Raw genomic sequence first — 25,117 nt, forward strand, 5'->3', positions numbered from 1 at the left:
ACGCCGACCAACCCTTTATGGTGGCTTACACCCCGTCATCGGCATTCCTCTTGAAATGTGTCACAGACAGAGACAACCGGTTGGTTTTCGTCCCCTTACGGCTGTAAAGAGTAAACAGATCGGCGACACATCAGCCGCAAAAAACACATTTTCGAAGTATAAAACCAAAGCACAACACACAACACGCCTAAAAATAACATTAATGAAAATACTGTACACACAAAATTGAAGGTGATACCAACATTTCTTCAAATAGGTAAAAAGCTACACAAAGACAACTTCACGCCACCACTCCCCGTGGCATATCTGAGAGAATCAAATGGATCCCAAATTAATTGAAAAAAACTCCAACCTGCTCCTACAGGCCATGCCTGACATCTCCAACTGCCTGAATCTACTGACAAGACTTGATCGACAGTGGACCATGGCAACCATGACCGGCAAGATCAACTGCAGCCGGATCGCCCAGACCCTCATAGATTTCATCATCAAAACACAGGACAATTTCACCGGCCTGAAGCAAAATCTCATCGATATCCTGATCCGTGAAAACACACAAAAAGTCGTTCTTGAAATTTCTGCCCTTGCTCAGGTAGTCATAGACATACTCAAAAGAAACCTATTTGAACGCACTGCAGATGTCGGCTTCCTTGCCACCGATGATGACCTTGTGCAATTCCTATCTAACCATGACCGCACGTCTTACGATGTAAACGAAATCGAAAAACGTCTACATGAATATCGCTCCAAATACACAGTATACAACGAAATTGTAATTTTAGACACTGAGGGACATGTTTGCGCCCATCTTGATCACGAAAACAGAATCAGCCATTCCAACGATCCGCTGATAGGTGAGACTTTTGAAGCCGCGGACTATGTTGAGACCTATCGCAAAAGCGACCTTGCGCCAGGCGCGGGAGAAGTCCTAATTTATTCGCAGGCAATCAAATCTCCCAAGACCAGAGAAATCCTCGGAGTGCTCTGCCTCATCTTCGACTTTGCAGGCGAAATGAAAGGAGTGTTTGAAGACCTCACCAAGTTTTCCAAAGACACAATTCTGATGGTGCTTGATGAAAAAGGTACAGCAATAGCATCAAGCGATGAAACATCAGCCCCCACGGGCAAGAAGTTTCCCATGGTATTGGAGGAAGATTTTCAAATCGTCAATCTGGACGGAAAGACCTGCATTGCCAAGACGGTTGAGACCAAAGGTTATCAGGGTTTTTTCGGGTTGCCATGGTACGGACATGTGATCAAACAGCTGGATACTGCTTTCACTAATGATGACGACAACTCGCTTGACGCTGAAGCTATCCGGAGCAAGGCCCACTTTTCCGGCAGGCTGACCCACGTTGAGAATTCCTCCGAAAACGTACTCTCCGACCTTGAACTTGTTGTTCAGAACGGAGAAATCATGGCCGCCAAAAAATGTATTGCGAACAATCTTGTAGAACAGATGGAAGGCCGGGCACTCCCGCACATACTTAATGAGATCAAAAAGATCGGTGATCAGGTTCAGAGAGTTTTTCGGGACTCCACCAACAGCCTGCTCAAAATCGTTTCCGCCTCAAGACTCCACGAAACACAGTTTCTGGCCCGCCTTTCCATCGATATCATGGATCGCAACCTCTACGAACGAGCTAACGACTGCCGCTGGTGGGCACTGACCTCAGACTTCCGCAGAATACTTGAACAACCCGAAATCAGTGATTCTGACATCAACCACATGCGCAGCATTCTCGGTTACATCAACAGCCTGTATACTGTGTACACCAACCTTTTTGTATACGACCGCAAAGGCAGAATCATCGCCTGCTCCAATTCTATGGAATTTGACAAGGAAGGCCGCGTCCTGAACGCCGGCTACGTTTCCGAAGCACTCAGAATCACTGACTCACAGCTTTATTGCGTGTCGGACTTTTTCAAAACCGACCTGTACTCCATGGATGGCAAAGACAGGTTCACATACATATATAATGCTTCCATCACCTCGCTTGAAAATTCATCCAACGTGCTCGGGGGGATCGGAATTGTATTTGACTCCGAGCCGGAATTCGAAGCCATGCTCAATGACGTGCTGCCCCGTGACGGACAGGGAGAGATTCTCGATGGTGCTGAAGGTATGTTCATTGAACCGGGAGGCAAACTGATCTCATCAACCAACCCGGATCACAAACCGGGAACAACCATCAACCTTGCTCCGGAGTTCAAACATCTCAAGGAAGGTGAATCCACAGTGAAGCTGATAGAAGAAGACGGTAAACTTTATGCCGTCGGGTGCTCTCATTCCGCCGGATACAGGGAGTACAAACGAAACGGCACATACACCAACAATGTTCTTGGTTTGATTAAGGTGCTGATTTAACGCGGTGTTATTACAAAACCTGAAAAGAAGAGATGTCCAGCCTAGAACTCTCTTCTCTTCAGATTTTCTTTTACCCCCCCTCCACCGCATTGCTTTCCTCTCTTTTCTACCGGTCCCCATCAAACCTGCATCAATACCCGAGACAGAAACCAGACCACATCATTTACAACATTCCCCATCCCGGCATCAGGATAATTGCAGCACTATTCAGGTATCCGTGAGTTATGTTTCCGTGCAATAAAATTATCTCTATGCTATGGACATGTTGAGCTTATAGAGGGTAGAGGGTTTGTCCTGTCTTCCATCTTATATGGATAACCGAAACAAAATCCGCCAGTACGGTAAGTCATAAATGGAAATAATCAATAATCCTCAAGAACTGCAGAATCTGGCCCTGATGCTGCGCGCTGAAGGCAAAAAAATCGCTCTGGTACCGACAATGGGATATTTCCACAAAGGCCATCTGAGCCTGATGGAAGCAGCCCGAAAACAGGCTGATGTGGTTATAGTCAGCCTTTTCGTAAACCCTACCCAGTTCGGCCCCAACGAAGACCTCGATGCATATCCTCATGATCTTGAGCGTGATGCCCGGCTTGCAGAAGAACACGGAGTAGACATACTTTTCACCCCGACCCGTGAAGAGATGTATCATGACGACCACTGCACATGGGTGGAAGTTCCGGACCTTGCCGCAAATCTTTGTGGCAAATCACGCCCGGTTCACTTCCGCGGTGTTGCTACAGTAGTCACTAAACTTTTCATGACCGCCCAGCCACATGTAGCTGTTTTCGGAGAAAAAGACTGGCAGCAGCTGGCCATCATCAAAAGGATGGTCCGCGACCTCAACATCCCTGTGGATGTTCAGGGACACCCCATAGTCCGTGAAGAATCAGGGCTGGCCATGAGTTCCCGCAATGTCTACCTGACCGATGAGGAGAAAAAGACGGCTCCCATGATCCAGAAGGGGCTGCGGATTATGCGTGATACTGTGGAGCAGGGAGAAGACGATACTTCCAGACTGAGGCAGGAACTGACCTCTTTTTATGAAAGAGAAATTCCCGGATCACAAATTGATTACATAAAAATTGTGCATCCGGAAAACATACAAGATATTGAAAAGATTGATGGTCCCGCGCTTTGCGCCGTTGCAGTGCAAGTTGGTAAAGCAAGACTGATAGACAATCTTCTCATAAAGGTGTAATGTGGCATCATTCTTATATGTCAATTTATTTATATAGTCTTATCAAGCTATATATTTCAGGGTGTTAACGAAGAACGGCTTCGTTCCCCTTTTCAATCACCTGTAGGAGGAACTTTTAATGATTAGCAGCAAAGGCAAGTACTTTTTTACCTCTGAATCCGTAACCGAAGGTCATCCCGATAAAGTGGCTGACCAGATTTCCGACGCAATCCTCGACTGCCTGCTTGAGCAGGACCCCAACTCACGCGTCGCTTGTGAAACATTGGTTACCACCGGTATGGCTTTTATCGCCGGTGAAATCTCCACTGCCGGATACGCTGACTTACCCGCAATCGTACGCGATACCATCCGTGAAATCGGCTACGTACACTCCGACATGGGTTTTGACGCAGACACCTGCGCCGTTATTTCTTCCATCGACAAACAGTCCGTGGATATCGCACAGGGTGTTGACCGCAACACCCCCGAAAGCCAGGGTGCTGGCGACCAGGGCATGATGTTCGGCTTCGCCTGCAAAGAAACCGACACTCTGATGCCTGCTCCCATCTACTGGTCCCACAAGCTTTCCAAAAAGCTGACTGAAGTGCGTAAAGACCAGACCCTCTCCTACCTGCGTCCTGACGGCAAAACCGAAGTTTCCTTCGAATACTTCAACGGCAAGCCCGTCCGCATCGCTGACGTAGTTATCGCAGCACAGCACGATGACGGCATTGAGCAGCAGCAGATCTACGATGATATCAAACGTGAAGTTGTTCTCGCCACCCTGCCTCAGGATATGGTCGACGAATCAACCAAAATCTACATCAACACCACCGGCCGTTTCGTAATCGGCGGCCCCATGGGTGACTGCGGTCTTACCGGACGTAAGATCATCAACGACACTTACGGCGGCATGGGCAACCATGGTGGTGGCGCATTCTCCGGTAAGGACCCGTCCAAAGTGGACCGCTCCGGTGCATACATGGCCCGTTACATTGCAAAGAACATCGTAGCCGCCGGCCTCGCCGAGCGCGCTGAAGTTCAGGTTGCATACGCAATCGGTGTAGCTGAGCCCGTATCCGTTCTGGCTACCTCCCACGGTACCGGCGAAGTTAGCGATGAAACCCTGACTGAAGCAGTCAAGGAAGTATTCGACCTGCGCCCCTACTACATCTCCGAGCGTCTTGACCTGCGCCGTCCCATCTACAAGCCTTCCGCTTGTTACGGACACTTCGGTCGCAATAACCCCAACTTCACCTGGGAAAAGACCGACGCTGTTGACGATCTCAGAACCGCCTGCAAAATCTAAGCGGAACTGAGTAACTCAGATATTGAAAGTCCCCGGAAGCCTGACGGTTTCCGGGGACTTTTTTACACTTGAGGCAAAACGCTTAAGAAGGTAAAGAGACTGTTCACCTAATGAACACAGCCCGCGTTTTGCACTTAAAAACCATGCAGGTTGTATTAAGCATTTCAGACCTTTTATATGTAGGACAATTAGTCATTCCAGACAGCGAAGCTTATTAAAAGGTTTTGGGATTCTTAAACCCTTTTGCAAAAGGGTTTAAGCCAACGGAGGAATACCCGACAGGGCCTACCGGGGCATACTTTGATAAATTCAGGAGACATATAAATGAGCGCACTCAAGATCGAAAAAACCGAAGCCAAGCCGGAATTTGATATTTTTTACTTTGCCGAACTGAACGGCACTACCCGCATCGAGCACTCCCTCATGGAAAGTCTCGAAAAATACTGGAACGAGTGGCTGCCGCACCTCAACGTGTACACCCTCAAACAGCCCGAAGAAGGCAAGGGAACCGATTTCCTGCTGCTTTACCTTGATGAGGCTGTTGAAAACGCGGTTGAGGATATCTGGCAGGACACCCCCACCGAGGGTCTTGCACACCACAACCTCGCCATCACTCTTGTTATGGCCGCAGCCCGCTCCCTTCTGCCCGAACTGGAAGAAGGCAAATGTGCTCCGCTTCCCAAACCCGGTGAAGCAGCCCTTGAAGCCTTTGAAGCGCTCGGACTTACCTGGAATCAGGAAGGCACAGTTAACCGCCAGTATGCGGTTTTCACCCCCTTCCCTTACTCCGGCGGCTGTGATGTCTGTTATCTGGAAGAAACCTGTCCCAAGAGCCAGACCCGCAAGCAGTAATAATCACAGCAGACTATCCTTCCCCAATACTGGCTTTCTTTTTTAGAAATCAGTTTGGCTCATAGCTTAAAAAAACGCAGTACCATCTGGTGCTGCGTTTTTTTGTGAGCTACCACTTCCTGAATTTTCATTTGCGATAACCCCCTCCTCATGTTATCAGTTAAATAAGTCTAACTATATGATTCTAAGGAGAAATAATGGCACAAACCATCAAAGTCATACTCTGGGCCGCGTACCCGTTACTAATTACTATCCTCATTCTTTTTCTGCCTGATTTTCCAACCAATTTAATATGGAAGATTGGTCTTCTCGTTACCATGATTTTATCATTGGGAGGACTTTTCCGAGCAATAAAACAAGATAAATCAGCACAACTTCTCGACATACTTGATACCGTTCTTGACGCATCCAGCTCTACTGATGATTCTAAAATAGAAAAAACTGAAATTACGATAGAAAGGATCAATGAGCAGATTTCTTCCACACTATCAGAAATCAAATCCCGAAAGACGGCAGAAGAAAAGAAACTGGAACAATGCCAGGATGAAATCAACCAGCTCAAATCCAAGGTTGAACAGCAAAGAAATATTATCCATGACAGGGAAAACCAACTCAATGCCATTCAAAAAAAAGCACATAGAGCACAAAGCTGCTCCAATGCAATTTTTACTGCCGTGGGAAATGTAAATAAGCATGTGGATTCAGTCAGCCTGGAAATCATAACCCAGCAGGACCGGATAGAATCCACTGCCGCAGCAATGGAACAAATGAATGCAAGCGTAATGGAGGTTGCAAACAATGCAACTCTGGCGGCGACCAGTTCACATGATTCTCGCCTGATGGCCTTAAGCGGTGCGGAAGATGTCGGCATGGCTATGACATCCTTCAATGAAATCAAGGAAAACGCCATATCGCTTGAAATGAGTATGGGGAAACTCGATGAACATGCCGAAAATATCGGTCAGATCATGACCATCATCACTGATATTGCTGATCAGACAAATCTTCTGGCTCTTAACGCGGCTATTGAAGCGGCGAGAGCCGGAGATGCCGGACGCGGATTTGCCGTAGTAGCAGACGAAGTACGCAAGCTGGCGGAAAAAACAATGGATGCGACAAGTAACGTAGGAGAAGCGGTTGAAAAGATACAGCATTTTTCACGCACCAATGTAAAAGCAGTAGAAGCAATGGCAAATAATATTTCCAGCTCCACGGACGCGATTGTCAGATCCGGAGAGCAGATGCAGAAAATAGTCTCCGTTGTTGAAAATACCAATGAGCAGGTGCAATCCATCGCCGCTGCCAGTGACCAGCAGTCAGTCACCTCTGAGGAAATCAACATGACTGTCAGCAGTGTTGCGGAGTTTGCCCAGACAACATCCCGGAGAATGGGCGCTGCTCACGACATTCTGAGTAATCTTAATATTTGTATCGAGGAAATGGACTCCACTATCCAGATGATCTCAGTCGGAGAAAATATTGACGCGGGACCAAGCAGGGAAATTGAATGGTCAGAAGATTTTTCTGTAGGAGTCAAGGAAATTGATAAACACCATAAGGACCTGATCAAGCTCATCAACCGTTTCAGCAAAGCTGTCGAGAACAATGAAGAGACCGAAATTGTTGAAGAGGTGGCAGGAGAACTGTTGGAATATACCCACAAACATTTCAAGTTTGAAGAAGAATTGTTTGATAAACACGGATATAAAGACTCCAGCCATCACAAAAAACTTCATAAGAACTTTCTGGAGCAGGTGCTGAATTTCAAAAAGGAAGTGGACGAAGGAAAAGGCAAAACAGCCGGAGACCTGATAAGATTCCTAAAAGACTGGGTGGTGAAACATATTCTGGTCGTAGACGGGAAATATGCAGAATACATGAAGGAAAACGGATACAAGTAGCTCTTTATCTCAGTAGAGCCAATCCAGAGGAACAGGAGTACAAACTGCGGCCTAATGACAATTTGGCATTAAAGAAGAATCAGGCAGCGCGCTATCAAAACGAACTAAAATCAAGCCTGAAGGAGCGGATTTCAATCAAGGTCACTTTCCAAACTTTATACAACTCGTCAAATCAAGAAAGAGGGATTATCCTGCGATAATTACCTTTTTGACTGTAAACAGGATCATTCCACAAAAGCCACACTCTTCAAAGGAGTGCGTTCGCCAAAGAATTTTTCGAGGCGTTCCTTTTCTGATTCAAGGATGCTTATTTCGGAAAGCCCGATCTCCTCTTTGACCCCGCCGTAAATTTTCAGAGCCTGATCTATAAACCCGGACTCAACAAAACAGACATTCATGTTATAGTTCCGGTCGTTCCACTTCATGCGGATTTTAATTATCGGGCTGCGTGTCTCAGGGTGTGTGACGAGATTTCCGGTGCGAACCAGAGTTTCACGCACGTTCTTTTTGAGCATTACCCCGAACCTGCTGAGGTTTTCGGTAAAAGCGGGCTCAAAGGCGACATAATAATAAGGGTCCACCTTGAGGGCGATGGATTTTCCCGGAATGTTCAGGATAAACGGATTTTCGACAAAGGCTTTCCCTAGCCCCTGTTGCAGGCGGTCAATTCTGATTTTGTAATCTTGCAAGGACATCGGTGTAATCCCCCTTTAATCAAGTTATTACACCAAGATGAATCTGTCTGCCAGTAGTGAAGTATCATTTTCACTAAAAATACGCCTTCACATGACATAAGAGAGTGCTCAACAAAGGCAGCACATATCCTGCACCGCCTTTCAAACACTATTAATCCCCACAGTTAAAAGTCAGACAACAGCTTATTTCAACTGATCCTTCATCCTGCGGTAAGTTTCTTCGTCAATTTCACCGGAAGCATATCTTTTTTTGACCATCTCCATAATCGAATCTTCCTGATACACGGGAGCGGGTTTGCGGAACATACGCAGGGTAAAATAAATTATCAGCCCGATCACAATAAGCTGTAATATGCCACCGAAATGGAAAGGCATCCAGCTACCCATGCCATACCCAGCTCCATGGCCAAAGCCTGCACCGTGACCAGAAGAAAAACCGCTGCACCAATTTCCTATTGAACTTAAAATTTCCATATGATCACCTCTCACTGTTTATCATACTCTTACATTTTGCATGCCAGAGCACAAAACCATAAAATACAGACACATAAAAACCATTCAATCAGAACCTGACTATCTTTGTGCAAAAAGATACACCCGAACAATTGCACATTGCACAACGAAACCGCAACCTCCAGAACTCGCTGAATTACTAATAATGAAAATCCCACAATATTCGAAATATTGCGGGATTAATGTCACGCCTTGAAGCGCTTTGAGCGAAGCTTGATAAAAGGTTTTGAAAAGGATTCCAAAGGAAAAACTTTTGCAAAAGTTTTCCCTTTGGCCCTCGGAGAGCCCTCGGAGAGGCGCCGGAGGATTCTAAAAATCCCCGAAAGCCTGTTTCATCAGATGCTTGCCGAGCCCGCCCAATTCTTTGGGGGTATACCCGAAAACATCCTGCCAGTTTTCAGTGGACTCCATGCAGAAATAAAGCTGCCTGTCCATGCCGTGTCTACGCAAGCGGTCCACGATAAACTTGAACTGGCGCAACCTCAGGGGCCGCAGCAAACGCATCTTGTTGTCATTCCCGGTGATAAACTCATCATAGATGTAGGTGGTATCCGGAAAATTATTTTCAATTATCGGTTTAAGATGCGGCATGTGACGAAACGATCCCAGACTGAAATAGGCGATCTGCTCCGGTTTTACATAATCAAAAATCATATCGATGATCTCCGCATACCCTTCCCGCCAGCCTTCAAAACGGATAATGGGATCAAAATGCAGGCAGACCCTGAATCCGGCTTCAGCACAGGTCCGGGCCGCCTCCAGACGTTCACGAAGTGTTGAGACCCCGAATTCCTCGTGCTCGTTAACAAAAGGAGCGTTGAGCGACCATGCCGGAAGTATACGGTCTGTTCGCTTCACGGCATCCATCCATGAAAGATCGATAACCTTGGACTTCAGCTCCAGACAGACGTTGGGATAATCCCCGAGAAACTCCACAAGATCCCGGCTGTAACCGGTAACAGCTTCCAGAGCCAGAGAATCCGTAAACTCTCCGGTTCCCACCCGGAACCTGCTTGACGGATCAGTGGAAAAAGCTTTTCCGAGTTCATCAAAGAGATCGTTCTGGTTGGCCCATACCTTAAGTAATTTATCCTGAAAATATGCCTGTAAGATGCAGTAAGAACAGGACATCGGGCAATTCTCGCCAATGTGGATAATCCTGTACCCGCAACAATGGTAGTATCGCGTTCCGGGACAGAACCGCAGGAACCTGCCCTTATATTCCTTGAGATAAAGGGCCTGTTTACCACCCGCTTCAGTATGGGGAAAATAATCCGGGTCAACAATTTCAACCGGCAGCTGCGGCAGCCTTGAAAGCACCCGCTCTGTTAATGGAGTACACTCCATGCTGCGGTCAATATAAATCTTTTCCAATCCCTCAAGATGGGGCGGAAGCTTGAAATTATCACTCATCTCAGTTGTCCTGCTCATCCCTGCCGAGATTGAAAACTTTCTCCCATCCTTCAAATCTGCTGATGGATTCCAGATCCCCGATTGCCTTGGTTAGCATCTCCCTTGACTTGAAGCGGGTCTGAATAAGCACTTCCCCCGTCTCGAAACTCCCTACCGGCTCAATCTTCCAACGGGTCCCGGCACATATTTCAGAAACAATCTTCGCATGTGTTTTCTCAAGTTCGCTTAAGTTGGGGTAGCGGAGTTTTTTCGCAGCACGGCACAACCTCGCCACCGTATCTTTCGGAGATTCACTTTCCGTTGCCGGGGTCAGCCCATGCTTAATAACCAGATCGGAAATGGAAATATTATCACGGCGGGATGTCTCGTAAATCCAGGTAAGGAAATTAACCGCGTTGGACCGGGACCAGCTTACTTTTTCAAAAAAAGATACAAGCGAAGCCCGATCCCCTGCAGAAATTCTGCCCAATACTGAAACTGATGCCAGAGGCATATTTCCGGCAGCAAGAAGTGCGTCAAAGTCCGTTTCAAGCTCAAGCCATTGCAACCAGAAATTCATATCACGGGATTTCGGTTTTATATCCAGAAGCGGCCCCGCCAGATTGGAAATATCCTTTTTTTTCATGCGGGAAGCCAGAAAACGCATGGTAGCACATTTCACAAATTCGTCCGTCGTGCGAGCGCCATTCTCTTCAAGATGAGCAACAGCGCGCGAAATCTCATCTTCCGCTTCAATATAGACAGCCAGAACGTCTTTGCCCAGTTTACGGGCTGCCTCCACCCTGGCTCGACCTGCTACCAGCAACGATTTATCGCCGTCCCTGACCAGTAAAACCGGAACAAGCTGTCCGCTTTTGTCTATAGACTGAATAATCTTCTCCACAGGGGTTGCCCGATGGAGGAGCCAGGGGCCGGAACACACTATTTCAGCCGGATTAAGGCTGTATATGGTTGATTCTTTCAATTTCTCAAACCTCACAAAATAAAAAAGCTCATGCTCAACAATTACTTGTGCACGAAATTTAATTAATTATCTACGCTTGACATGTTAGCGGGGGTATACCTATAGGGATTATTAGGAAGAATTATAAGTTGCACCTTTAGACCCGTAAGCCGGGCTGAAGGGTCCGGCTGGAACATTCAGAAGAAACGGAGTTGTTGAATGTCTGAAATCTTACAAAATCAAAGGACTTTTGCACTTGTAGGCCACGGCGGTTGCGGTAAAACCAGCACTGCCGAAATGATTCTTTTCAATGCCGGCATTATAGACAGGCTCGGTAAGATCGAGGAAGGAACCACCGCCCTTGATACCGAGCCTGAAGAAATTAAACGCCGCGGTTCAATTCAGTCCGGGTTCGCCGGATACAAGTGGAAAAAGAACGACCATTTCCTCATCGACACTCCGGGTGATTCCAACTTCTGCGGAGATCTCCCCTACTCTCTAGCCGCGTCCGACGGCGTTGTCTTTACCATTGACGCCGTGGACGGAGTCAAGCCCCTTTCCCGTAAAGCATGGGCAGCAGTAGAAAAGGCAGAACTACCCACCCTTATCTTTATCAATAAAATGGACCGAGACCGCGCGGACTTTGACGCCGCTTTCAACAGCATCGGACATTCTCTCGGCATCAGCCCTGTACTGCTCCAGTATCCCATAGGAAGCAAGGAAAATTTCAACGGCGTTGTGGATATGCTATCCGGTGAAGCCTACGTGTTCGATGCGGACGGTAAGGCCTCCAAAAGTGATATCCCCGCCGAAATCGCAGACGAAGTAAGCGTTCTGCGTGAAACCATGATCGAAAACATCGCGGAAAGCGATGAAGAGCTCATGGAAAAATATCTCGAGGAAGGAGAGCTCACCACCGAAGAAATAACCAGAGGTCTCACCAGCGGTGTCAAGAACCGCTCTCTTGTTCCCGTATGCGTAGGCTCCGCTCTTGAAAACAAAGGTGGAAACTTCCTGCTGGACGCAATTCAGACATACCTCCCATCCCCGCTGGAACACGCGCCATGGAAGGGTGAAGACGGCGCAACCCGTGAATCTTCCGCTGACGGTCCGGTAGCATGCTTTGTGTTCAAAACCCTCGCGGACCCCTTTGCGGGCCAGTTGACCATCTGCCGGGTTCTTTCCGGAACCGTGACCGGAGACATGACCCTGACCAATACCAACACCGAAGCCAAAGAACGTCTCGGCAACCTGCAGATGCGAGTCGGCAAAGAACAGAAACCCATCAAGGGCGAAGCCGGGCCCGGCTCCATAATAACCCTCGCCAAGCTCAAGGAAACCTTCACCGGCGACACCCTGTGCGATGACAAGGCCCAATTCACCCTTGAAAAGCCTAAACTTGCTCCGCAACTTATCACCTTTGCGCTCTCTCCGGCAGAGAAAGGCGATGAAGACAAAGTCTTTCAGGCCATCCAGAAACTGCTTGCCGAAGACGTCAACCTCGCCCTCTCCAGAGATGAAGAGTCAGGCGACATCCTCCTTTCCGGCATGGGACAGAACCATATTGAAGTTTCCGTGGAAAAGGCCAAACGCCGTTACAAGGCAAATATCGTACTTAACGCCCCCAAGGTTCCCTATCGTGAAACCATCAAGGGTTTTGCGGAAGTCCAGGGACGTTTCAAGAAGCAGTCCGGGGGACGCGGACAATTCGGCGACTGCTGGATCAAGCTTGAACCCCAGACCAAGGGCGAAGGCTATGAATTCGTAAACAGCATCGTAGGAGGGGTAATTCCCAAGCAGTATATCCCCGCGGTCGACAAGGGAATTCAGGAAGCAGCCAAGAAAGGCTTTCTGGCCGGTTCACCGATAATAGACTTCAAAGTCACTCTTTACGACGGCTCCTACCATTCCGTTGACTCCTCGGAAATGGCATTCAAGGTCGCTGGATCCATGGCTTTCAAAAAAGCATGCGATCAGGCCGGGGTAGCCCTCCTCGAACCGCTCATGAATGTTGTGGTCGAAGTGCCTGATGAGTTCATGGGCGACATCATCGGCGACCTTTCCAGCCGCCGGGGTAAGGTGCTCGGCTCGGACTCCACCGCAGGAGTTACCGAAGTAAAGGCGCATGTGCCCATGTCCGAAATCCTGAAATACGCTCCGGACCTGCGCTCCATGACAGGCGGACAGGGAACATTCACCATGGAAATGTCCCATTACGAGGAATGCCCTCCACCAATCGCTGAAAAAGTGATTGAAGAATACAACGCGGGCAGGGAAGAATAACAAATCCTTATTATGAATTATTGAAAGCTACAGGCCGGAATAAGGATTTTCCGGCCTGTTCTTTTTTGATCCGTCAGCTTTTTTTCAAATCCGATAATAAAATACAAGCCGAGGGCACTGTTAAACCAAATTAAAATTTCAACATTGATTGTTCTCGTTTCTTTAAGGTGATATATTATATTTCTATGCTGGGAATGATAAAAAATCTTTAAGACAGGCAGGAATATGCACATGCTCCGTTCAGCTATCGCATTGATTTTTATGGCTGCTTTATGCTTAGCCATGCCTGCTCTTGCTGATAACAAAAATAAAGAAACATGGGGCGAGATATCATTCAGTGCAGAGGAACTTGAATGGCTTTCCCAAAAACACCGTATACGGGTCAGGGTCTCCTACTGGCCTCCCTACCAGTTCTGGGACAACGGACCCAAAGGTGTATCCGTAGATTACGTCAAAGCCATTGCCGAAAAATGCGGACTGGACGTTGAATTCTATAAGGCCGACTACTCATGGGCAGAAGCATTGGCCAATATCCGCGATCACTTCCATACCGACCTTATCCTGACCATAAAACCGACCCCGGAACGGGCCAACTACATAGCTTTCACGCAAAACTACCTTTCCATGCCCTGGGTTATATTCACCCGGGATGACAGCAGATTCATAAGCGGAATGGACGACCTGTCCGGCCGTACAGTAGTCATCCAGCGCGGCTATGTAATGCAGAAGATCCTGCAGGAGAACTACCCGAATATCAGGCTGATGACGGTGGACAGCACCCTTGAGGCCATTCAGGAATTAGCAGGTGGAAAGGCCGATGCATACATCGGAAATCTCGCCGTAGGCACGTATATAATCCAGAACAATGGGATACATAATGTCAAGGTTGCCGCGCCGACACCGTTTGAAAATCACAATCAGGCTATGGGCATACGTGACGACTGGCCCGAGCTTGCATCTATTATAGATAAAGCCCTGAACACGATGCCCGGCAGCACGCATTCCGAAATCCGTAACCGATGGTTATCAGTAAGGTATGAGCATGGCATCTCATTAAAAACGATTTTACTCTGGGGCGGGATTCCCGGAATATTAATTCTTCTGGTTGTCGGCTACATAATTCGCGCAAACCGTAAACTTAAGCTGGCCAGTGAGCTGCTTAACGAAGAAGTAATACAGCGCAAGGCCGCTCAGGAGCAGTTGGAAGAACTGCTGGATGCCGCACAGATAGCCAACAGAGCCAAGAACTCATTCATAGCCAACATGAGCCATGAAATTCGAACTCCCCTGAACGGCGTGCTCGGCATGCTCAACCTTCTTGAAATGACAGACCTGGATGAGGAACAGTCGGAATTCGTTTCCATAGGGCTTACTTCAGGAAAAAACCTTCTTAGCGTACTTAATGACATTCTGGATATATCAAATATTGAATCCAACAAGGTCTGCCTCAAACGTGATGTTTGCTCCGTTCCCGAGGTGGTGCAGTCTGTCTGCAAAAGTTTTGCTTTCAAGGCCAAGGAAAAGGGGCTCCGCCTGAGCCATCAGATTTCTGCGGATGTTCCTGAAAAAATTATCGCCGACAGCAGCAGACTCAGGCAGATACTTTTCAATCTCATCGGAAACGCGGTAAAATTCACCAACAAAGGTTCAGTCAAGGTTTCGGTTACAACAGAAGAAACCTCCCGGTCCGGCCTGTCCAAAATTGTGTTCACAGTAGCTGATACCGGGATAGGAATCCCGGCTGGGCAGCACACAAACGTTTTCAATTCATTCACTCAGGTTGATGAATCCTATACCCGTGAGTTCAACGGAACAGGCCTGGGACTGAGCATAGTCAAAAGACTTGTAGACCTGATGGACGGCCGCATTGAGCTTATGAGCGTGATAGGTAAAGGCACGGAATTCAGGGTTGTTCTTGATCTGGTTACCGCCGAGATAGCCCGGGAGCATCACACCGAAAAGAATGAGGAACTCCCTGCAAGAAAAAATGATATACGAATCCTTCTTGCGGAAGATAACGAATTAAACAGGATCATGACTGTGACAACCCTTGATAAGATGGGCTACCAAGTTCATTCCGTTAATGACGGAAGCATGGTTATCGAGAATCTCAGAGAGAAGGACTTTGATCTGGTTCTTCTTGATATCCAGATGCCGGGACTAGATGGAGTTGAAACAACCAGTCTGATCAGAAATGATAAATCGAATAGCTTTGACCCCAATATTCCCATAGTGGCCCTGACTGCCCACGCAATGGATGAAGACCGGAAAAGATTCCTCGACTCTGGAATGGACGGTTTTGTTCCCAAGCCCATTGATTTCTGTGAGCTTGAAGATGTGATCATCAAAGCGATCCATTCAAACTGTACCTGATCTGACAGATCCGCACAGACAGCCCTTCATTACTCAGGATTTATAAGTGCCCCAGACAGCGGGAATAAAAACTGTTTGCATTTTATAATATGGAAGATTCGAAAAAAAACGAGACTTCCTGAAAAGAACTGATAGACTGGTAAATAAATTTTCAACAGACAAACCATCAAGCGGAGACCTTTATGAGTAATTTTGAATCCATTCTGACCGTTACACTTGTTTTGGTTTTGGGAATATTTTTTTTCCGATCCCCTGCATCAGCTTGCACCAGTATAGTTTTAGAAGCTGAGGATGGAACCGCTGTCTACGGAAGGACCATGGAATGGGGGACTTTCGACCTTAAATCAAGGGTGGCCATAGTTCCCCGGGGATACCAGTTTCAGGGCGAAACCCCGCAAGGACAGAACGGAATCAAGTGGAAGGCCAAGTACGGAATCGTGGGAATCGATGTATTGGAAAAAAACTACATTTCCGACGGTATGAATGAAAAAGGGCTGGTCGTGGGGCTGCTCTACCTACCCGGATTCGCTGAATATCAGCCCTATGAACCGGAAAAATCCTCAATCTCGATGGGACCGCTCGATCTTGCGAATTATGTCCTTTCCAACTTCGCCACAGTTGAAGAAGTCCGCGCGGGATTAAAAAAAGTTAGAGTCGTTCCGGTTCCTGAACCGGCATTGGGCAACATCCCCGCGCCCATTCATCTGACGGTTGTCGACAGCAGCGGCAAGGCGATAGTTGTTGAATACACAGACAAGAAGCTGCACATATTCAAAAACCCGCTTAAAGTTATGACAAACTCCCCGACTTTTGACTGGCACATGACCAACCTTCGCAACTATATCAATCTTTCAGCGGTGGCCATCCCCACCAAAAAGATAGAAAACCTGGACTTCGCCCCCATCGGCGCAGGCAGTGGCTTTCTCGGAATTCCGGGCGACTACACTCCACCCTCAAGATTCGTGCGGGCAGTAGCATATACCCAGACCGCAAGAAATACTCCGGACGGGGACGAAACCATCTATGAAATATTCCGTATCCTTGACAACTTCAACCTGCCGATAGGTTCCGCCGAGGGTTCGGATGCAAAATCGGAACAGATCAAAGGCCTGCGCAGCGACACCCAGTGGACAACAGCTTCAGATACCCGAAATCTAAAACTCTACTACCACACACAGAACAACCGTCTGGTAAGAATGGTCGATCTAAAGAAAGTTGATTTTTCAGACGGCAAGTCAGGAATAAGACACTTTCCTCTGGATGAAGTAAAAAGACAGACCATAAAGGATGTTACTCCCAAGCAGTAATAACCATAGCATCAATTCAAATGCTCAGCATACTGAGGCCGTGGCAGATGCCCCGGCCTCATTTTTTGTTATTTTTCCCTGCCCCCTTGTTTACCGGAAGAAATTAAACTACTAAATTGGTTGCTTTTGGATGAAAACGAATTAGCGGATGGTATTTTCTTGCGCGTAACGCAAAATAGGTCATACTGACTTCAGGAAAAGCATCTCCGTGAAATACCATACATCAAACTTCTAACCAATTTAGAATAACTGTGAGCTTTTTAAGAACAATATTTTTCTATCTGGTGTTTTTTCCGGCAACTATCTTCTTTTCTATTGTAGCCATTATCGGACGCAACCAACCCTCCAGCCACTGGTGTGAAAGGAACTGGGGGCGGCTCGTAGTATGGTTATGCGCCAGCAATGACAACGTCGACCTAAGTGCGCTGGATAAAAACCAGACCTATGTTTTCATGGTCAACCACCAGAGCTTTTACGATATCCCGCTGCTTTTCAAACACCTCGCCCCATGGGAATTCAAGTTCGTGGCCAAGAAATCCCTGTTCGATTTCCCGGTGTTCGGCCATGCAATGACCGCGGGGAACCACATCTCCATTGACCGGGAAAACCGCAGGCAGGGTATGCGGGACATCCAGAATGCCATCAATGTCGCAAACGGCGGCAACTCCCCCCTCATATTTCCCGAAGGAACCAGAAACCCCGCACCGGAAAAGGACGGACTGATGCCTTTCAAAACCGGCGGTATGGTGCTGGCTCTCAAATGCCAGAAACCCATTGCACCGGTTGTGATGTATGGTGTGAACAAGGTCTGTAAAAAACACAGCCTGTGGATGAATCCTTTTCAGGACATCAGAATCAAGGCTCTGCCCCCCATTGATATTTCGGAATACAAGGTACGCGACCGGGTGAAACTCAAGGAAGAACTGGAAGAAATAATGGGCAAAGCTTATGCGGAGCTTAAACATGGCTGATGCACAGCTTACTGTCTGTCCCCTCGGCGGACTCGGTGAAATCGGGCTTAACTGCATGGTCCTGAGCACTGCCGATTCAGTGGCGGTAATTGACTGTGGACTGATATTTCCTGATGACGCGCTTTTCGGAGTGGACATAGCTATTCCCCGCTTCGACCACATCCTCACCCTGAAGGACAGACTCAAGGGCATAGTGCTAACCCATGGACATGAAGACCACATCGGGGCTCTGCCCTGGCTGCTTCCATATATAGATGTACCGGTCTACGGCTCCGAGTTTACTCTTGGTCTGGTTGAAAACAAACTGCGTGAACATAATCTGGAAAACTACGTGGACCTGCGGGTTGTCAAACCTCATGACCGTATCCAGCTTGGTGATCTGGCCTTCAATTTCTTTCCGGTCTGCCACTCCATTATAGATGGATACGCCCTCGGCATAGAAACCCCGGTGGGCAGGGTTGTGCATACCGGTGATTTCAAGATCGACCGCAACCCGCTGGACGGACACGCTACCGACCTTGAATCCATTCGTGAATTTTCCAGTCAGGGTGTCACCCTGCTCTTTTCCGACTCCACCAACGTGGAGCAGGAAGGTTACGCTCTTACCGAACGCGAAATCAAAAGCTCAATGAGTGATATTTTCGAGGAGGCTGAAGGGCGCATTCTGGTCACCCTCTTTTCAAGTCATATTCAGCGCATGCAGGAGATCTTCGACCTTGCCGATGAAACCGGGCGAGTTGTAGGAGTCAGCGGTAAATCACTGGCCCGCAATATCGAACTGGCAAGGGATCAGGGCAAACTCCGCATCCCCGGGCGTAACCTGATTGACCTCGAAGATCTGCCCGACTACCGCGATGAGGAAATAGTACTTCTGGTGACCGGATCACAGGGAGAAGCGCTTGCTTCCCTCTCACGCCTTTCCACCGGGGACCACCGCCATCTTTCCATTAAGGAAGGTGATCTGGTTCTGATGTCCTCCCGCTTCATACCCGGAAACACCAAGGCGATCACAAGAGTCATCAACAGGCTCTACAAACTTGGTGCTGAAGTTCTTTATGAAAAAGTTCAGGGCATACACGCATCCGGGCACGCGCACCGAGAAGAACTGCGCACCATGCTGGAAACAGTCAAACCTAAATATTTCATTCCGGTGCATGGAGAATACCGCCACCTGATCAAGCATTCCCGACTCGCGGTTGAAACCGGGGTGGCCCCTGAACGGGCCTTGGTTATTGAAGACGGCGAACCGGTGACTTTTCTGCTGCACGGCATCCGCTTCGAGGAAAACGTTCCTGTTCAGTGTACTCTTGTTGATGGCAAGGGAGTCGGCGATGTAGGACAGACCGTGTTGAAAGAACGACAGCTTCTCGCCGGGGAAGGACTGGTGATTGTCGCGCTGGTTGTTGATGTTCTGACCGGGGAAATTCTGCGGGGCCCTGAAGTGACATCAAAAGGATTCGTCTTTGAACAGCAGTATTCGCACCTCCTTGAAGATGCCAAGTGTATCGTGCTTGATGTTTATGAAAACATTCCCCCGGGACACACCAATAAACTCAAGGAAAGAATACGATCTGCACTTCGCCGCTTTTTCCGCAAGATTCTCGGACGCGACCCGGTTGTAATTCCATTGGTAATCTCAATCACCGGAGACGAGGATAAAGATATTGATGCCAAGTGTGAAAAGTGTGTGCTCTAGAACCGCAGTCCTTCCCGCAACAACGAATCAGCTGTGGAGCGTTATCTTTTAAGATCCTTATTTCCATATCATTTTCAGTCAGATGCACCCTGCAATAGTTCACTGCAGGGTGAAAAAATCATCATCCGGAATGAACCGGTCACATTTACGCCGGATTACCTTTGCAGACTGTTTTAATAAGTTCGATTTTCCCGATTATAATTTTTCTAGGTTTGTGGTATTGGTCTTTTGATCTCAGTTAAACGCGGGAGTTCCAAATGAAAGTATTCAGGATAAAGCACGGCGACAACGTTTTCTATGCCACTCTGGAAGGTGATCACTTCAAAAGCCTCATTGCCGGACGAATGGGGGATAAACCAGTTCCACTCAACGAATGCCTGATTCTGCCCATCGTGGTTCCTTCAAAGGTTGTCTGCGTGGGGCTGAACTTTAAAGAGCATGCGGAAGAACTCAATATGGATATGGCTGAAGAGCCGATGATTTTTCTCAAACCCCCGTCCGCCATAATCGGAAACAACGATGCAATCGTTCTGCCGTCAGCGTCCAGTCAGGTTGATTACGAGGGCGAACTGGCTGTAATAATCGGGCAGCCCACTAAAAATATGGCCCCGGAAAATGTAAAGCCGAACATCTTCGGCTATGCCTGCGCTAACGACGTGACCGCAAGGGACTTCCAGCGCAAGGACAAGCTGTTCACCAGAGCCAAGGGCTTTGACACATTTGCCCCCATCGGGCCCTGCATTGAAACTGAGCTTGATACCAGCGAACTGGGCATCCGTACCATTATTAATGGAACGGTCCACCAGGAAGGTAATACCCGGGATATGATATACAACCCGGAGCAACTGGTGAGCTATATTTCCACAATCATGACCCTGAACCCAGGTGATGTGGTCATGACCGGAACCCCCAAAGGAATAGGCACTATTAAAGAGGGAGATACCGTGGAAGTGGAGATAGAAGGTATCGGCACACTGACTAACAAAGTTATCGCTGAAGAGACTTTGAAAACTCCGGTTCAGTAAAGCCGCTGCTGCAAATTCCGCCGCAGATCAAAGCGGAGATTAGAAAATCTTTGCGATGAAATGAAAAATATTTATCAAAAGCACGCGCCAGGGCTTGATTTTGGATCATTTTCCCTGTAATGGTGCGTAGCCAAATTCGCACATCCCGTTTTTTTTATGGGTGCCCGCAGCGGTTGCGGGTCGACATGGACGGGATGGAGGAAAAACCCAGGAGGAAATTATGGCATATGTAACTATGAAACAAATGCTGGAGACCGGTGTTCATTTCGGTCACCAGACCCGTCGCTGGAACCCCAAAATGCGTCCTTACATCTTCGGCGCACGTAACGGTATCCACATCATGGACCTGCAGCAGACTGTAAAGCTTTTCCGTAAAGCTCACGACTTCATCGCAGACACTGTTGCCAAAGGCGGAAAGGTCCTTTTCATCGGCACCAAGCGTCAGGCTCAGGAAGCTATCGCTGCCGAAGCATCCCGCGCGGAAATGTTCCACGTGACCCACCGCTGGATGGGTGGTACTCTGACCAACTTCCAGACCATTAAAAAAAGCATCGATCGCCTCAAAAAGCTTGAGGAAATGTTCGAAGACGGTTCCATCAAACGCTTCCCCAAAAAGGAAATCGTAATGATGGGTCGCGAAGTTAAGAAACTTAACCTCGCTCTGGGCGGCATCAAAGACCTTAACGGTGCTCCCGCAGTCGCTTTCGTCATCGACCCCAAGCGTGAGCAGATCGCTATTCAGGAATGCCGCAAGCTCGGTATCCCCGTAGTTGCAGTTGTAGACTCCAACTGCGATCCCGATATGGTTGACTACATCATTCCCGGTAACGATGATGCTATCCGCGCCATCAAACTCTTCGCAGCACACATGGCTGACGCCTGCATCGAAGGCGCAGCTCGCCGCAAAGAAGACAAGGAAATGGAAGCTGAAGCAACCAAAGCTACCGAGAAAGCAGCAGAAAAAGCTGAAGAAACTCCTCAGGAGGCAGAATAATCATGGCTATTACCGCACAGATGGTTAAGGCTCTGCGCGAAAAAACCGGCGTAGGAATGATGGATTGCAAAAAAGCCCTCGCAGAATGCGGTGGCGATGAAGAAAAAGCAATCAAATACCTGCGTGAAAAAGGTCTCGCAAAGGCTGCCAAAAAAGCAGGCCGTGCAACCAGTGAAGGTCTCATCGGCACTTACATGCACAGCAATGGCAAGCTCTCCTCCATGGTTGAGCTCAAGTGTGAAACTGACTTCGTAGCCAAGGCAGAGCAGTTCATTCAGCTCGCCAAAGACCTCGCAATGCAGGTTGCAGCAACCAACCCCGTTTGCGCAAGACCTGAAGAGCTGCCTCAGGAACTGCTTGAGAAAGAAAAAGAAATCTACAAGCAGCAGGCTATTGCCGAAGGCAAACCTGAAAATATCGCTGAAAAGATCGTCGAAGGACGCATCAACAAATATTACAAAGAAGTCTGCCTTCTTGAACAGCCCTTCATCAAGGACGACAAGAAGACCATCAAAGACCTCGTCAACGAAACCATCGCTGTTCTCGGTGAGAACATGCAGGTGGGTCGCTTCGCCCGCATCAACCTCGCTGAGGCTGCTGCAGACGAACCCAAAGACGAAGAATAAGACTCATCAAAACGGGCCGCAAGGCCCGTTTTTTTTGTCCGGTTTTTAACAAGCGGACCAACACTCTACCAGGGACGATAGTTGCTGCGACGAACAAACGCCCACATACGAATCGAATCTGAACGAAAAATACCGCACCTTAAACAGCGTAAACGTTTCAAGGAAGCTGGTAAATTTCGATGGTAGATTTTTTTTGAAGCTCAAATTCAATGCGGAATATCCGTTTTTGGATTTGGGCTTTTTAAAGGGAAAATTTCCGGCTGTAACAATAGTTACAGCCACTTTATCCCGGCCTGAATTAGCAGCAGACAGTACTTTCTGCTAACATAGACCAGCTTAATGGAAATGGCCGGAAAGAACAGAACAAGACCGGGTGGCGGGCTGATCCGCTTGCGCCAGACAAGTACATCCGGAAAAACAAAGTATAAGCACTCACAACCGGACAAGATCCGCTTAGAAAAACGGGGGAAACTATGGACAAATTGCACTATTCACGGGTAATGATCAAACTCAGCGGTGAGGCTTTGGCCGGAGAGCAGCAGTTCGGTATTCAACCTGCCGCAATCAGCCAGTTTGCAGGCGAAATTGCGGAAGTCGTGAAAAAAGGACTGCAGGTGGCTCTGGTCATTGGCGGCGGCAACATTTTTCGAGGCATGTCTGACTCTGCAAAGGGCATGGATCGTGCTTCCGCTGACTATATGGGAATGCTTGCAACTATCATGAACGCCCTTGCTGTTCAGGACGCACTTGAAAAACTGGGCTGCGATACCCGCGTTATGTCCGCAATTCCCATGCAGGCCGTGGCAGAGCCTTACATCCGCCGCAGAGCCGTCCGTCACCTTGAAAAAGGCCGGGTGGTTATTTGTGCAGCAGGAACCGGTAACCCCTATTTTACTACCGACACCGCAGCAGCACTCAGGGCAATGGAACTCAAGACCGAGGCGATCATCAAGGCGACCAAGGTCGACGGAGTCTACGACAAAGACCCCATGAAGCACGACGATGCAGTAAAATTTGAATCTATCACCTACCTTGAGACTCTTGAAAAAAGACTGGGTGTCATGGACTCCACAGCCACTTCACTGGCAATGGACAACAATATGCCCATCATTGTCTTCAACCTTTTCGAAAAAGGAAATATCGAAAGGGTTGTAAATGGTGATCAGATCGGAACAATTGTTCACGGAGGATAAATCTTTATGATTAATGAAGTTCTTGCCGACGGCAAAAAAAGAATGGAAGGCGCGCTTAACGCCCTTGAAAATGACTTCGGAAAACTGCGCACCGGGCGCGCGTCCACCTCTCTGGTAGACCAGATCAGTGTTGATTATTACGGAACCCCTACCCCCATCAACCAGTTGGCTTCCGTTTCCGTACCCGATTCCCGTTCTATTGCCATTCAGCCCTGGGACAAAGGTGCTTTTCCTCTTATCGAAAAAGCACTTCAGCACTCAGATCTGGGCCTGAATCCGGTAAATGACGGAAAGATGCTGCGCATCAACATTCCTCCCCTCACCGAGGAACGCCGTAAAGAGCTGGTTAAAATCGCCAAGAAATACACCGAAGATTCCAAAGTCGCCATCCGTAACGTGCGTCGTGACATGAACGACACTCTGAAAAAGATGGAAAAAGACAAGGATATCTCCGAAGACGAAAACCGTAAAGCCCAGGATGACGTCCAGAAACTCACGGATGACTACGTCAAAAAATGTGACGAAGCCTGCGCCGAAAAAGAAAAGGAAATCCTGGAAATATAATACAATGCTGCCCCGACATTTAGCCGTTATCATGGACGGCAATGGCAGGTGGGCCAAGTCACGCGGCCTTAACAGAAGTGAAGGACACAAAGCCGGAACCGAAGCCGCGAAGAATATCGTCACCAGATGCAGAGAACTGGGTATTGAACACCTGACCCTTTACACCTTCTCCAAAGAGAACTGGGCCAGACCGAAAGATGAAATATCCACACTTTTTGATCTGCTTACGGTATTTCTGAAAAAAGAACTGACCAGCCTGCGTGAGCAGGACATACGCCTAAAGATACTCGGAGAATTATCCGATTTCCCTTTCGGGGTTAGGCAGGTAGTGGCCCACACCATAAAGAAAACGGAAAACTGCAAATCCATGACCCTTAATCTCGCCCTGAATTACTCAGGAAGGGACGAAATGGTCAGGGCCTGCAGAAAAATGGTAGCTGACGGCATAAAAGAAGAAGAGATCACTGAAGAATCAATCGCTGGGTATCTGTATACCGCAGGCCAGCCTGATCCGGACCTGATTATCAGAACGAGCGGGGAACTCAGGTTATCAAACTACCTGCTCTATCAGGCCGCTTATTCAGAACTCTACTTCACGGATGTATACTGGCCAGACTTTACCCCCGATGAACTGGACAAGGCACTGGCGGACTTTAAACAACGCCAGCGCAGGTTCGGAAAAACCGGTGATCAGGTTTAACAATTCAGCAAGTTTGCTGGCTAAACCAGAGTCAACAGACAGTTGAATGAGTTCCGGATGCCAGGCGCATATAAACCGTAGCGAAGCGTGGCTGGACATACGTGGGCGTCAAAATTTTTGAAGCACACCACAGGCTGGAGTCCTGTAAGTTCAAAGACCCGCTAACCATCAACTCTACGATACAGATGATTCTTTATCAGCACTCTGAGGC

At 48.1% G+C, this 25,117-nt stretch carries 20 protein-coding genes; 16 read left to right on the forward strand and 4 right to left on the reverse strand.

Annotated elements, in window-relative coordinates; translation table 11 throughout:
* Window positions 1-319 precede the first annotated feature (319 nt).
* The 5 genes from ACZ5PW_RS17150 to ACZ5PW_RS17170 all read left to right on the forward strand — a co-directional run bounded on the left by ACZ5PW_RS17150 (window position 320) and on the right by ACZ5PW_RS17170 (window position 7,610).
* Complete coding sequence (locus tag ACZ5PW_RS17150) at window positions 320-2,368, forward strand: chemotaxis protein CheW (protein WP_464555930.1); 2,049 nt, start codon at window positions 320-322, stop codon at window positions 2,366-2,368.
* 352 nt (window positions 2,369-2,720) lie between these two features.
* Entirely contained in the window at window positions 2,721-3,569 is an 849-nt protein-coding gene (panC, locus tag ACZ5PW_RS17155; RefSeq protein ID WP_464555933.1) for a pantoate--beta-alanine ligase, read from the forward strand.
* 118 nt (window positions 3,570-3,687) lie between these two features.
* On the forward strand, window positions 3,688-4,857 hold the full coding sequence (gene metK / locus ACZ5PW_RS17160) for a methionine adenosyltransferase (RefSeq protein ID WP_464555935.1): 1,170 nt from the start codon (window positions 3,688-3,690) through the stop codon (window positions 4,855-4,857).
* A 324-nt stretch (window positions 4,858-5,181) separates the two neighbouring features.
* Complete coding sequence (locus ACZ5PW_RS17165; protein ID WP_464555938.1) at window positions 5,182-5,709, forward strand: hypothetical protein; 528 nt, start codon at window positions 5,182-5,184, stop codon at window positions 5,707-5,709.
* Between the two features lie 197 nt (window positions 5,710-5,906).
* Entirely contained in the window at window positions 5,907-7,610 is a 1,704-nt protein-coding gene (locus tag ACZ5PW_RS17170) for a bacteriohemerythrin (RefSeq protein ID WP_464555940.1), read from the forward strand.
* Window positions 7,611-7,834: 224 nt separating this feature from the next.
* On the opposite strand, the gene ACZ5PW_RS17175 is transcribed toward ACZ5PW_RS17170, so the two are convergent.
* From ACZ5PW_RS17175 to ACZ5PW_RS17190, 4 genes are all read right to left on the reverse strand, one after another.
* On the reverse strand, window positions 7,835-8,305 hold the full coding sequence (locus ACZ5PW_RS17175) for a hypothetical protein (protein WP_464555942.1): 471 nt from the start codon (window positions 8,303-8,305) through the stop codon (window positions 7,835-7,837).
* Window positions 8,306-8,488: 183 nt separating this feature from the next.
* Complete coding sequence (locus ACZ5PW_RS17180) at window positions 8,489-8,779, reverse strand: SHOCT domain-containing protein (protein WP_464555944.1); 291 nt, start codon at window positions 8,777-8,779, stop codon at window positions 8,489-8,491.
* A gap of 348 nt (window positions 8,780-9,127) precedes the next feature.
* Window positions 9,128-10,231: an SPL family radical SAM protein gene (locus ACZ5PW_RS17185; RefSeq protein ID WP_464555947.1), complete on the reverse strand. Its 1,104-nt coding sequence runs from the start codon at window positions 10,229-10,231 to the stop codon at window positions 9,128-9,130.
* 1 nt (window position 10,232) lies between these two features.
* Window positions 10,233-11,195: a ParB/RepB/Spo0J family partition protein gene (locus tag ACZ5PW_RS17190; RefSeq protein WP_464555949.1), complete on the reverse strand. Its 963-nt coding sequence runs from the start codon at window positions 11,193-11,195 to the stop codon at window positions 10,233-10,235.
* A 198-nt stretch (window positions 11,196-11,393) separates the two neighbouring features.
* Here ACZ5PW_RS17190 and fusA point away from each other — a divergent pair, with 198 nt between their 5' ends.
* The 11 genes from fusA to ACZ5PW_RS17245 all read left to right on the forward strand — a co-directional run bounded on the left by fusA (window position 11,394) and on the right by ACZ5PW_RS17245 (window position 24,906).
* Window positions 11,394-13,457 (forward strand): elongation factor G, encoded by a 2,064-nt coding sequence (gene fusA / locus ACZ5PW_RS17195; RefSeq protein ID WP_464555953.1) that lies wholly within the window; start codon window positions 11,394-11,396, stop codon window positions 13,455-13,457.
* 231 nt (window positions 13,458-13,688) lie between these two features.
* The gene (locus ACZ5PW_RS17200; protein ID WP_464555955.1) at window positions 13,689-15,830 is read left to right on the forward strand and encodes an ATP-binding protein; all 2,142 of its coding nucleotides are present in this window, start codon (window positions 13,689-13,691) and stop codon (window positions 15,828-15,830) included.
* 182 nt (window positions 15,831-16,012) lie between these two features.
* Entirely contained in the window at window positions 16,013-17,137 is a 1,125-nt protein-coding gene (locus tag ACZ5PW_RS17205) for a linear amide C-N hydrolase (RefSeq protein ID WP_464555958.1), read from the forward strand.
* Window positions 17,138-17,388: 251 nt separating this feature from the next.
* Window positions 17,389-18,108, forward strand: a complete 720-nt coding sequence (locus tag ACZ5PW_RS17210; protein ID WP_464555959.1) for a lysophospholipid acyltransferase family protein — start codon at window positions 17,389-17,391, stop codon at window positions 18,106-18,108.
* Entirely contained in the window at window positions 18,101-19,804 is a 1,704-nt protein-coding gene (locus tag ACZ5PW_RS17215; protein WP_464555961.1) for a ribonuclease J, read from the forward strand. Before ACZ5PW_RS17210 ends, ACZ5PW_RS17215 begins: the two co-directional genes overlap by 8 nt.
* Window positions 19,805-20,061: 257 nt before the next feature.
* Window positions 20,062-20,829 (forward strand): fumarylacetoacetate hydrolase family protein, encoded by a 768-nt coding sequence (locus ACZ5PW_RS17220; RefSeq protein ID WP_464555962.1) that lies wholly within the window; start codon window positions 20,062-20,064, stop codon window positions 20,827-20,829.
* Window positions 20,830-21,049: 220 nt separating this feature from the next.
* On the forward strand, window positions 21,050-21,823 hold the full coding sequence (rpsB, locus tag ACZ5PW_RS17225; RefSeq protein ID WP_464555964.1) for a 30S ribosomal protein S2: 774 nt from the start codon (window positions 21,050-21,052) through the stop codon (window positions 21,821-21,823).
* Window positions 21,824-21,825: 2 nt separating this feature from the next.
* Complete coding sequence (gene tsf / locus ACZ5PW_RS17230; RefSeq protein ID WP_464555965.1) at window positions 21,826-22,449, forward strand: translation elongation factor Ts; 624 nt, start codon at window positions 21,826-21,828, stop codon at window positions 22,447-22,449.
* 473 nt (window positions 22,450-22,922) lie between these two features.
* On the forward strand, window positions 22,923-23,642 hold the full coding sequence (pyrH, locus tag ACZ5PW_RS17235) for a UMP kinase (protein ID WP_464555967.1): 720 nt from the start codon (window positions 22,923-22,925) through the stop codon (window positions 23,640-23,642).
* A gap of 6 nt (window positions 23,643-23,648) precedes the next feature.
* Window positions 23,649-24,206, forward strand: a complete 558-nt coding sequence (frr, locus tag ACZ5PW_RS17240; protein ID WP_464555968.1) for a ribosome recycling factor — start codon at window positions 23,649-23,651, stop codon at window positions 24,204-24,206.
* Between the two features lie 4 nt (window positions 24,207-24,210).
* The gene (locus tag ACZ5PW_RS17245; RefSeq protein ID WP_464555970.1) at window positions 24,211-24,906 is read left to right on the forward strand and encodes an isoprenyl transferase; all 696 of its coding nucleotides are present in this window, start codon (window positions 24,211-24,213) and stop codon (window positions 24,904-24,906) included.
* Window positions 24,907-25,117 lie beyond the last annotated feature (211 nt).

This window comes from Maridesulfovibrio salinus (assembly GCF_055394525.1).